Here is an 11,915-nt window from a genome sequence, read left to right as displayed (position 1 = left end):
AAGAAACCTCTACCCGTGTACCCACACCTGCCTGTAAGCAAGCATAAAGATAGTTTAGGGTAAGACAGAAGCACTATAGCATTGTCACAGGCTACAGCTTGTGATAGGATAGAAAAGATTCCTTTTGCGCAAAGGGATAGCGCGATTTTTCATTAGCAAATACATATATGGGAATGGATATGTCGAGGAGGGGCCACCATGTCTTATCAACAGCCTTTTGTTGAAATAACGCGTAAAGCGCGCATCAAACCAGATATACCAGATGAAGCCATCACGTTACCGACGCCACCAGTCTTACCAATCCCACCACAAACCACTACCTTCACCATCATCTTTTTCAGTCTGGCCGGTATGGCTGTGTATGGCTATGTGTTTACCCATCTCAATACAGGTCAGAGCAGTGTCTACATCTGGCCGTTCATTGCTATCAGCGGATTTATGGCCCTGAGCACATTGGTCACATTTGCGGGACAATACATACAGGTATACCGCCGCAGTAGCTATCTACTCACACGCTATCAGGAACAGTTGCAAGAGACGGAGGCCCAACTGAGATTGCTCCACTGGCGCGAAGGGCAAGCCCATATGGAACTCAATCCACCCCTGGGACAATATGATTTTAAGTCACCGTTCTATGCGCAACTCGACATTAAGCCGCTATTACAGCATAATTTTGATGAATATAATATGGGATTGTGGGCACGGAAACCAGAGGACCAGGATTTTCTGCATATCCGCATCGGCATCGAGAGGCGTCCCAGTACGTACCGTGTACATAAGAGTGAGAGTAATGAGATACGTATTGAACAATCCAGTCGTATAGACGCCTATCATGACTATGCTAGAAGGATGGTGACCACCTATACTCAACTCTACACGCCATTGTTGATCCCAATTCAACAACAAAATCCTATTGCCATTGTAGGACCGGGGATGAAATTGCCAGCAGCGCGTGGATTACTGCATGCGATGGTCAGCCAGATTGTCTATCATCATTCACCTGCCGATGTACGCATCATCGTGCTGGCCCCACGTTCACAGGAAACAGCCTGGCAATGGGCCACAATCCTACCTCATACCATTCTCTATGATCCTCGTCAGACAAACGAACAATTGGATGAGGCAAATACTATCCATGCCTGCGCTATCGGCACCGGGGCGATTATGGAATTGCTACCCATACTTTCTCGCGAATTGGGACGGCGTGAATTACTGCTGGAAGATGACCGACAAACCTCCCAAACAACGATTCTGCCCCAATTAGTGATTGTTGTGGATGAATTTGATGCTCCCGGTGATCTTGATCAGCCCATGCAGGCCAGTATAGCAGCGGGTATTCCGTCCTCCAATCCCAACATGCGCCTCTCCATCTCTCCGCTTAAACGTCCAGAAATGGCTCTGGCAATCAGTCGTGGTGCGGCAATAGGAGTATCAGTGCTCTGCACATCTACCAATCCCACTACTATTCCACCCAGCACCCGGTTATTGATTGACCTGACCGAGGAACACCCTCCCAGGCCAATAATAGAAGAAGGAACTCCACTATTAGATTTAAAGAAACGGAAACATTCCAGAGCGGAAACTATCCCGGCAGAGGATCAAGCGTCAACACCATTTATACAACAGGCCCTCGTTCGTAATCTGACTGATAAAGTACAGCCATCGATCCAATGCCTGCAAATAGACAGTGCTACACGTGACGATCTGCGCGCACTGGCCTTACGGATGCAATCATTGCGTGCCGCCAGCAGCAAACGTCTGGAGATGAGAACACAGATCGATCTGCGTATGCTCTTCGAATTCCCCATTGATATGGCAAACTACGATCCCTTCAAACGCTGGAACAATCCACTTTTTCGGACCCCTTATCCCTTGCTACGGATACCAATTGGATTAAAAATTGGCGATGAAATGCAATATTTAGATCTGATCAACGATGGACCACATGGATTATTGATCGGACAGACAGGTTCAGGAAAAAGTGAGCTCATACAAACACTTCTGCTTTCTCTCACATTCACCTATCGACCGACTGAAGTGAACTTCTTATTGATCGATTATAAAACAGGGCTGGCATTGGCACCATTTAAGCGCCTTCCACATACCATTGGCTTTCTTCCTAATACGTCATCCCCCGCCCTGATCCAACGCTTTATGACTATGTTACAGGCTGAAATAAGCAGGCGAGAAAAATTGCAGCAAGAAGGAAAGAGGCCGCCCCATCTTATTATCATCATTGAAGGCTTCACTGAGATGGCGAAGCGCATTGGCACTTTCATCGAGGAATTATTTACCATCACAGAGAGAGGAAATGATCCTGATATACATCTGCTGCTGGTCGCACAACGTCCTGAGGGCATGATTGGTACCAGGGCACGCGACTATGTACAGTATCGTCTATGTCTGCGTTGCGCGTCACCCGAGCATAGCCGCGAAATACTTCGCCGACCAGATGCTGCCTCTCTACCAGCCAGTATTCCTGGACGCGGCTACCTGTTACATGGTGACAACCAGTTGGATCTCTTTCAATGCGCACGAGTTACTACACCAGTGCCCGTCACCATAGCGCAAGAGACGAGCCTGGATGGTCAGGCTCAACTCAATGCACTACTCTCATTACCATTTAAAGGAAAGTAATCATGATGTCATTGCTACATTCGGGACACTCAACCCGGCCCCTGTTTGAGGTTGCCATTGAACAGATCAGAGCCGCTTATAGCCAGGAAACTGCCAGACAAGAAGGCATTCATTACTGGCCTGATCCCCTCCCTACTCCCTCGCATCTCTTGCCCGATCCACTGATCCTCTTTCATCCCGGAGAATTTGATCGACCGGCAACGGAAAGTGTACATCAGCATCCCTATCTGGCAGTCATTCCGATGACACGCCGCGAGGTGCTTGAACGCCGGAATCGAGAAAATATCAAGCCCTCCATGCAAATTCCACTCGGCCTGATTGATAATCCCGAACATCAAAAACAAGAAACCTTGTTGGTAGATCTGCATGGTGCGAAGGACGAACAGGCCGGAGGCCCTTTATTGATTGTGGGGGCACAACAGAGCGGCAAAGCTACCGCCCTTCAAACGATGATATTCTGGTTAGTCTCACGTTTCTTTCCTGAACAACTACATTGCGCAATCATTGATCCATTCAGCGAACTCAATCATTTACAAGCCCTATCTCATATGTATAACAGGCAGTATGAACATTGCTGGACTACAGGTAGTTCAGATGAGCAGATCAACCGCTTCGCCAAACTGATCAATACCGAAATACAACAACGTCGAGATGCCTTTCCCGCCCAGCGTTGGAACACACAAACCCTCTCACAACTCTGGACCCAGGGACACACGATACCGCAACTTCTCATTATTATAAGCAACTTTCAGACTTTCTCGGACCGGCACAGCGCGACGATAGTCCTAAAAAGGCTCACCCAGAGCGTGATCGAGGCGCGCGCGATGGGTGTTTACCTCATCGTTACCACAACCGAAACCAATACCCGCTATCTACCAGCCGAAATCATGAATAAATGCAGTACCCGCATTGGACTGCGCCTCAACGAGCAACAACGCCATGAACTCTTTGGCAGAATACCATTTGTACCTGAACCAGTACCGGGACGTGGACTCATCCAGACCCCGGATCGCAAGCTTCATCATATACAAATCGCACTTCCCCTCGCCGGCAAGGATGAGAACGTACGTGAGCACCATTTGAAAACAGAACTCATAGACGATTTCCATGCCTGAAACCTGACTCATACTGTCACCAGCCTCCACAAGAATAGCTACTTATTTGTATAAATAATCAGTAGCTATTTTATAATGGGAGCCGTAGGCATCGCACGGAGTGCCTACATAATCCAGCATAGCAATATAAGATGTATTTATGTTTTTTTGAATAATAGGATGTGAATTGTGATGTTTCGTTGCGATGTCAGTCTGCACATATGTTTTATAACATTTGCTGGGTACACATTCGCAATGAGAGTGCTACAATCTTAGAGTAAAGGGAACAGAAACATAGATAAAAGAAGGAGGGGACATATGAAGTTGTATGTGCATATGAGTCCGGCGGATGTGGCAGCTATCCAACCGCCGATTGAGGATGTTTATATTGTGATTGATGTTGTGCGCGCCACTACCGCGATGACGACGATGTTCGATCGTGGCGCTCGGCGCGTGCTAGCGGCGGATACGGTTGAGCAAGCCAGACAATCCGCACAACGAACTCCAGGAAGATTGCTGTGTGGAGAGCGCCATGCGCTACCTCTGCCAGGATTTGATTATGGCAATTCGCCCGCCGAGTTTGCACAGCTAGATCTGCGCCAACGCGAATTGATCCTGACTACCACCAATGGTTCGCGCGCCTTCTTTGCCTGTCCCACACAGAGTATCCGTCTGGCAGGTTGCTTCTATAATGCAGCAGCTGTTACCGCTGCTGCTATCCAACAGGCTGAGCGACAAAAAAGCAATATCCAGATTGTCTGCGCCGCCGAAAATGGCTATTTCGCACTCGATGATACCGTCTGCGCTGGCTATCTGGTTCGTGAAATCCAGCGACAATTGCCTGCGCTCCAGTGTCATGAAAGCGCCTCTACCGCCAGCGAACTCTATCAGCTCTATCCACCTGCCAGATTGGCGGCGTGCAGCCATTCTATCCAGCAAGTGGTAGAGGCAGGATTGAGCAGGGATATTGAAATATGCCTGCAGCAGAGTGGCAGTAACAGTATTGGACAGGTTATCAGACAGGAGCCTGAAACGGGTCTACTAATCCTTGAACCATTCACAGATAAAGTCTGATTTCATCATACACAGGAGGGAAAGATCCATAACACAAGCAGTGCTGAAATCCACCTGCCAGTTCCATCCTTCGGGGGAAGTTTCGTTTTTATGCTTTGTGCTATGCTCTCCCCGAAGCGATATGTGAAAGAGGTGCCCAAATGAAGCACAGGAGTCTCAACAATGGAAATACAGGACCCAGAACGATTTCAACAATGTGCGGCGGCAAGTGCCGCGTCGGCTCGCACACTGGCAACTGCTGGCGTCCTGTGCATATATGCAGGGGCTGAAAACACTGGATCTGGCGTTAATCTGCTCCTCAATTCAACTGTGTTAGCCCAGATCGCACAGGCATATACCAATCTGGCCAATAATCCTTCACAGGAGGATATGTACAATATTGCAATTACCGAGCCGATCCAAATTTCCTTACCAGTGACCGAGATAGAATTTGAAATTGTCCTGGAGGATCTCACAAAACATCTCCTCTATTTATACTCCGCCCTCCACAATCTCCATCTCAGCTATGCACGCTTCCAAAGTGCTAAGGTCGCTCTTAATCAAAACCAACAGGATCAATACAGTAGCATCTATCAGGATGCGCGCCTCTTTGCGGTTCTACAACGCCAGACTATCTGGCGACATCTGATGCTCTGCCTGCATCTGCATACCGATGTATTGATGGATGCTTCGCGTGTTAATCTGTTATGGCACAAATTTAAACAAGGCCTCCCCAATCAAAGTATCTTTTCCAGTCACGAAATCAGGGAGGTGATCACAGATACCTGGAAAGAACAGGCTAAAGCCATCGCCAGCTATAATCTGATGGCCTTCGGAATTGAAACACCACCAGCAATCCTGCAATTGTTGCAACAGCAAGAAACCATCGCCCGACCTGTACTCCTGCTTGATAACCAGTGGCACAAAAATATAGCCCAGCTTGAACAAACATATTACGAAACGATCAATACTTTTTACGACCAGGAAAACACATAAATTTTCTCACATGCTCTGCAATATCCCGAGAGCATATTCACATTTTTTATGCAGGCAGGCGCCGACGATTTCCCTCCCCAGCGAGAAATACGTCGACGCCTGCCTGCATAGCATAGTACAGGCAAAATATACATAATGAATCTACATGTTTTGTGATAAAATAGAAGCATATAATTTATTGTATTTGACAAATAGGATTTTAAATGCTATAAGATATTCATTACCAGATGTAAATTGCGATAATCTATAATAACGATTTCCATAGAAAATCGCAAAATCATCATGTCTATGTAATGGTCAAATAGTCCCTTTTCCGTGAGGGGGGATGCTCTGCAATGAACAAGGATAGCTGTTTGTCTACTCATCAACTCCTGGATGTCAACAAAATACCAAACAGATGGGCGCAGGGCAATAAGGAAATGTGGGGAGTCTGAAAGGAGACTAACAATGACCTTCCGCCCATATCATGCGCAGCAAGATGCAACTAAACGTAGTTCATCCACATCTCGTCGGAAGCATGTTGACAAGGCCAATCTATTACAGGATATCGCTCGTCATGCAATCGTAGAAAATGAAAATATCGCTCCATTACCTGGCAACATTGGAATTGATGCAACGGGCACGGTCAGCGTCAGAGGGAATGGGAATAACGATCATAAAATGGCCGCTACGCAATATCAGCAATGCCTCATTCGGCTCTCAACAGAAAAAGCCTATCAACGTATTGTGGAGGCCGCCCAACGGAAAATAGATCTGTTCGAGCGGCTCTACGATGAGAGTAGAAGCGATGCGTATCGCTGGTTCAAGCATAGCTTTCGCATCGCCATTATCGAAGCCTTTGTCATCACCTTATCCATTATGATGCCCCTCTTAGTGCGCCTCTTTCACCAGGAAGCACAACTCCTCTTCGTTTTTATGGGAGTTGTAACCATTAATATAATCAATGCAGTGATCACTATTTTGATCCTGCGACATGCGATACAAATGAACCAACAAGTTGATCTCTATCTGCATAGCCTGACAGACATTCGTAGTTTCTCGAACATTGCCAGCTTTATTTCCCAGCTACAAATCGATGATACCCACAAACATCTGCTTCAAAAAACCCTGGTCTCGACATCGCTCGGCATTTCGGAACAGTCGCCAACCAGGGGAGCGGAATATCATCAAAGCAAACCAGGATTAGAAAACCAGCTTGCTGCCCGGACAACTGTACAGTAATGATGATAGCTGATATTCAGGATGTGTCAGGAGGGGTATGGGTGCAACATGCAAAAAAGAAGCCAGACAAAAACATCTTCCCAACGTAAATTCCAAAGTAAAGAGGTGGAAGCAAGTCTTGTAGAGGATGGCATGGCTCTCGTACAGATGTATCAACAAAGTCGTTTTGAAGCTCAGTGCTGGTTCTACACCAGCCTCATCGTCACCATTATTGGTACTGTGTTCATCTTAGGTACAATACTACTCTTCCTCTTCTTCAATGAGTCCATCCTGGTAGCGAGAAGTGGAAAATTCGCGCTGACCATCGCAAACATTGTGACAGGAGTCACGCAGCACCTGATCATCGCACAGACCAGAGCAGCCAATAAACGCGCTGACCACTATGCCACAGAATTGCGCAGAGAAGCCAATGAACTCAATATTTATGAAATATTACGTGTCATCTCAACTGCCTTGCCCGAAGGAGAGGAACGCAATAATCTCATCGTGCATACTATCACCAAAACATTAATCAATCCAAACCCTGAAGTTCTGCTTCCTTATTCAATCCCAGGCTTCCCCCAGGGAAAGTTCGTGTCTAAATAGTCAAATATGCAAAGACCTGAAATCCCCATTCTCTGGAAAAACCACAAAAGGCAGACCGATCTCTGCTCAAGTAGAAGCTTGTGAGATCGGTCTGAAATGGATTAATCGATCTGCAAGATCAATTTGCCAAAATTGCGGTTTTCCGCCATCACGGTATGGGCCTTAGCAATCTCAGCTAGCGGAAACACCTCTTCCACAATCGGCATCACGGCAGAACTTGCCAGCAACGGGACCACCTGGGTAGCAAAGAGGCGTGTCACCGTCAACTTCTCTTCAAGTGTCCGTGAACGCAGCGTACAACCAAAAATTTGCAAGCGTTTCGCCATGACCAGTCCCAGGTTCACCTGTGCATCAGCGCCACCCAGTGTTGCCAGAAATACTAAGCGTCCCCAGGCAGTCAGAGCCTCAAGATTCTGTGCCATATACCCGGCTCCCACAAAATCGAGCACCACGTGAACACCTTCGCCATTGGTCAACTGCTTCACATCGGCAGCGAAATTCTGATCCGATAATCCTACTTCCAACCCCAGCGTTTTGGCGCGTTCAAGCTTGCTGCTTGTGCGTGAGGTACCATAGACAGTCACACCTGCCGCCTTCGCCAGTTGAATGGCAGCAGTACCCACACCGCTCCCCGCCGCATGCACCAGCAAGCGTTCCCCCATCTTTAATTTAGCCTGCGTAAACAAAGCATCGTGCGCCGTCATAAAAACTTCTGGTATCGCCGCCGCCTGAATATAATCCAGATTCTCTGGAATTTCAACCAGCATCCCCTCATGGATCAGGACATACTCAGCCTGAGCGCCACCGCCGACAATACCCATAACGCGTTGCCCAGGTTGCCAGCGCTGCACCAGTGAACCGACAGCATCCACTTCACCCGCGAACTCCATACCAGGAATATTGGAAGGCACACCTGCCGGGGCAGGATAAAATCCAGCTCGCTGCGCCAGATCCGCCCGATTCAAACCGGCCGCATGCACCCGCACACGCACCCATTCTCCAAATGGTTCAGGCTGCGCAACATCCTGTATTTCTAATACTTCCGTCCCACCGGGGCGGGTAATTACCACAGCACGCATAACAACACACTCCTTTATCTATCAGTATACAAAAGATTTTTAGTGTAACCCTATCGTATGCATGATAAAGCCTTCAACGCAAGGACACAGACACATTGACCAGAGGCCAACAACCAAAACAATGGTCGGTCGTCTCTTGCTTGAAACAAGAGACGACCGACCATTGTTTTGGGAAAGGAATACCTGATTATTGCTGTGTGGCTTCGAATTCCAGGTTGAGTTTTACTTCGTCACCAATGACAGCACCGCCGGTCTCAAGCAGACCATTCCAGACCAGGCCAAATTCTTTGCGGCTGATCTTTGTGGTGGCAGTGAAGCCCGTGCGCTGCAGACCATAGGGATCTTTGATGATACCAGAATATTCGACATCAAATGTGACAGATTTTGTCACGTCGCGGATCGTCAAATCACCGGTGACTTTATAGTCACTGCCAGCTTTTGTGACATTGGTGCTCTTGAATGTAATTTTTGGGTACTTCTCGGCATCGAAGAAATCTGCTGAGCGCAGGTGCCCGTCACGATTAGCATCATGCGTATCGATGCTAGCTACATCGGCCTCTGCCTGAACCCAGGAGTTAGCAGGCGTTGCCTCGTCGATGTTTAATGTGCCACTCACAGCAGTGAAATGACCACGAGTTGTGCTAACCACCATATGGCGAATAGCGAAACCAATATTTGAATGCGTAGCATCAATTGTCCAAGCCATGAAAGAATCCTCCAAATAATTTAACCCGTAAAAAGTTAGTCGCTTTACTAACGTAAGCATAGCATAAACACTTCTATTTGTCAAGGTGCTTATTTAAAATTAGCAAACAAACTAATGTGTGTGGTTGCAATGAGCTGGATAAAAAGGGAAGAGGAAACAAAAAACAAAGAGCACATCCAATAGCCGATGCTATCGGATGTGCTCCTCATTGACGTTGAATCAAGTTAACTGCTGGAATCTACGCGTACAGAAACTAGAAACGGGACCGACGCTGTTTACGTCGGGCGGCCTCTGCCTTCCGTTTGCGGCGAGACTGTGGACTCTCGTAATAGCGACGACGACGAGCTTCGGCAAGAATACCCGCGTTTTGTACTTTACGATTGAATCGTTTCAGCGCAAGTTCAAACGATTCACCGGTTTGGATAGTAATTTCACTCATTGGAAATTACCAGCGGGATGACCGGCGATCACCACCACCATTGCCACCGCGGCTGGCGGTGCGAGGCTGGTAGCAATCACTGCAATAAACCGGGCGATCTTCGCGGGGTTGGAATGGAACCTGAGCTTCATTACCACAACTTGCGCAGATCGCGGTATACATCTGACGTGGCTCACGATAGCCGCCGTCGTTGCCGCCACGTGATGAACGTGAGCGATCACCCATGTTCGCCTTGCGGGCGGCACGGCATGATGGGCAACGTGACGGGTTGTTTGTTAGTCCACGGCTAGCATAAAATTCCTGTTCGCCGGCGGTAAAACTAAATTCCTGATTGCAGTCTCGGCAAATCAACGTCTGGTCTGTGAATGACATAAATGCTTCTCAATTCTTGGGTCTAAATTTTTCCCATATAGCTTGTCTTCTGCTCTGGTACTACTTCCACGGATCAGCCGTTGGGAGCACCTGAGTACCTAGCAGTATCTTGAGATTATACCATATCTTTTTTATAAATGCTATGGTTTTTTAACCAATTTCAAAACAATGGCAAAATTCATTTTACAGCAATAGTTACTATGCAGCGTGAAGAAGACGAGAATAGGTAACCATGATATAATCAGCACAAAGTACAGTAGAATTTGCAAAGGATACAACTGCATGTTCACCCTCAATGATATACTGCAAGGTACTGCTGGAAAGGCTCGCGTGCTCAGCCACTCCACACCCGATCCACAACTCGTCTTTCGCTCAGCCCATCATGATAATCGTCAAATTGAGCCCGGGGATCTTTTTGTCGCGCTCAAAGGGGCCAAAGTTGATGGACACCGCTTTATCGCAGCAGCAGCTCAGGCCGGAGCAATTGGCGCACTCTGTACGCAAGAAGTGACCGACGACATACCGGCTGATTTTATCCAGATTATCGTGCCTGATGTGGTTGAGGCCCTCCATGCCACAGCCCGGACACGAGCACAACGTCAGCCAGAAACAACCTATATAGGTATCACTGGCAGTAATGGCAAGACCAGTACCAAGGAGGCAGTAGCAACAGTACTTGGTAATCTGGCCCCTACCTTAAAGACATTGGCTTCTTATAATACTGAAATCGGTTATCCCTTAACCCTGCTCCGCCTGGAACCCCGGCATCGTTATGCGGTCCTGGAGATGGGGGCACAGTGGGTTGGCGAATTGGCCTGGCTATGTACCATTAAAGCGCCGGATTGGTCGTTGATTACTAATGTTGGAGCTTCACACCTTGAATATTTTGGAAGCCAGGAACGAGTGGCGCAGGCCAAAAGCGAATTAGTGCAGGCTCTCGCACCTGAAGGTATCGCCATCTTGAACTATGACGATCCCAATGTCCGTGCGATGCATACAAAAACACAGGCCCAGATTCTTTCCTATGGTACCTCGGAAGATGCGCGAGTACGCGCCAGTGAAATCGGTGGCGATGCGCTCCGTGGACGAAGCTTTACACTCCATTATCAAGGAGAGCAGATTCCAGTCCAACTGCATATTCCAGGAGAGCATGGCATCACGATTGCCCTGGCAGCCGCAGCCGTGGGACTGGCCGCAGGTCTGTCTTTAACCGATATCAAAGGAGCCCTGGAGGATTTAACCGCCTTTAAACGCCGTGGCGAGATTAAGACAGGTCCCAATGGCAGTACCTTGATTGATGATAGCTATAATGCCAACCGGCAATCAATTCTGGCTATTGCACATACCATGCATGAGGCGCACATTGATGCCAATGGTAAACGCTGGGCCGTCCTGGGTGATATTTTAGAACTGGGCAGTTATGCCGAAGAAGAACATTATCAGACAGGCGTGGCCCTGGCAGGTCTGGTGGATTACATCGTCGCGATTGGCGAGCATGCTCGTCAGTATGTGGCAGGAGCGGTTGAGGCAGGTATGCCTGAAAAGTCCACTTATTATTTCGCCGCCAGCTTAGAAAATCGCGTCGAACTCGAAGCAGCAAAACAGGCTGCCGCCGAACTCTTAAAACAACAGGTAACAAGCAATGACCTGGTGCTGCTGAAGGCATCACTGGGTCTGGCTATGGATACGTTACTCACCATGGTGCAAGCATAACAATCCAACACACGAGAAAG

General features: G+C 48.0%; 11 protein-coding genes. 7 read left to right on the top strand and 4 right to left on the bottom strand.

Annotated features, from left to right (window positions below; all coding sequences use genetic code 11):
- The first annotated feature begins 198 nt into the window (after nt 1–198).
- From F1593_RS16295 to F1593_RS16270, 6 genes are all read left to right on the top strand, one after another.
- Nucleotides 199–2,637, top strand: coding sequence for an FtsK/SpoIIIE domain-containing protein (locus F1593_RS16295; RefSeq protein ID WP_149402624.1), 2,439 nt, complete (start codon nt 199–201; stop codon nt 2,635–2,637).
- Between the two features lie 2 nt (nt 2,638–2,639).
- Nucleotides 2,640–3,752, top strand: a complete 1,113-nt coding sequence (locus F1593_RS16290) for an FtsK/SpoIIIE domain-containing protein (protein ID WP_149402623.1) — start codon at nt 2,640–2,642, stop codon at nt 3,750–3,752.
- 297 nt (nt 3,753–4,049) lie between these two features.
- Nucleotides 4,050–4,805 carry a 2-phosphosulfolactate phosphatase gene (locus F1593_RS16285; RefSeq protein ID WP_149402622.1) on the top strand — a complete coding sequence of 252 codons (756 nt, stop codon included), beginning with the start codon at nt 4,050–4,052 and terminating at the stop codon, nt 4,803–4,805.
- A 162-nt stretch (nt 4,806–4,967) separates the two neighbouring features.
- Nucleotides 4,968–5,780, top strand: coding sequence for a hypothetical protein (locus tag F1593_RS16280; RefSeq protein WP_149402621.1), 813 nt, complete (start codon nt 4,968–4,970; stop codon nt 5,778–5,780).
- A 447-nt stretch (nt 5,781–6,227) separates the two neighbouring features.
- Nucleotides 6,228–7,001, top strand: coding sequence for a hypothetical protein (locus tag F1593_RS16275; protein ID WP_149402620.1), 774 nt, complete (start codon nt 6,228–6,230; stop codon nt 6,999–7,001).
- A gap of 48 nt (nt 7,002–7,049) precedes the next feature.
- The gene (locus F1593_RS16270; protein WP_149402619.1) at nt 7,050–7,586 is read left to right on the top strand and encodes a hypothetical protein; all 537 of its coding nucleotides are present in this window, start codon (nt 7,050–7,052) and stop codon (nt 7,584–7,586) included.
- A gap of 101 nt (nt 7,587–7,687) precedes the next feature.
- Here F1593_RS16270 and F1593_RS16265 read toward each other — a convergent pair whose 3' ends face one another.
- The 4 genes from F1593_RS16265 to F1593_RS16250 form a co-directional block, all read right to left on the bottom strand.
- The gene (locus F1593_RS16265; RefSeq protein ID WP_149402618.1) at nt 7,688–8,665 is read right to left on the bottom strand and encodes an NAD(P)H-quinone oxidoreductase; all 978 of its coding nucleotides are present in this window, start codon (nt 8,663–8,665) and stop codon (nt 7,688–7,690) included.
- A gap of 187 nt (nt 8,666–8,852) precedes the next feature.
- A complete protein-coding gene (locus F1593_RS16260) occupies nt 8,853–9,371 on the bottom strand; it encodes a YceI family protein (RefSeq protein WP_149402617.1) in 519 nt (172 codons plus the stop codon).
- A gap of 253 nt (nt 9,372–9,624) precedes the next feature.
- The gene (gene rpsU, locus F1593_RS16255; protein WP_149402616.1) at nt 9,625–9,810 is read right to left on the bottom strand and encodes a 30S ribosomal protein S21; all 186 of its coding nucleotides are present in this window, start codon (nt 9,808–9,810) and stop codon (nt 9,625–9,627) included.
- Nucleotides 9,811–9,816: 6 nt separating this feature from the next.
- Nucleotides 9,817–10,182, bottom strand: coding sequence for a zinc-ribbon domain containing protein (locus F1593_RS16250; RefSeq protein ID WP_149402615.1), 366 nt, complete (start codon nt 10,180–10,182; stop codon nt 9,817–9,819).
- Between the two features lie 282 nt (nt 10,183–10,464).
- Between F1593_RS16250 and F1593_RS16245 the strand changes: the two genes are divergently transcribed.
- Complete coding sequence (locus F1593_RS16245) at nt 10,465–11,895, top strand: UDP-N-acetylmuramoyl-tripeptide--D-alanyl-D-alanine ligase (protein ID WP_149402614.1); 1,431 nt, start codon at nt 10,465–10,467, stop codon at nt 11,893–11,895.
- The last annotated feature ends 20 nt before the right edge of the window (nt 11,896–11,915 follow it).

The organism is Dictyobacter arantiisoli, from assembly GCF_008326305.1.
GTDB lineage: Bacteria > Chloroflexota > Ktedonobacteria > Ktedonobacterales > Ktedonobacteraceae > Dictyobacter > Dictyobacter arantiisoli.
Note: the sequence above shows the minus strand (reverse complement) of the source record. Positions and strands in the feature narration are given on the sequence as shown.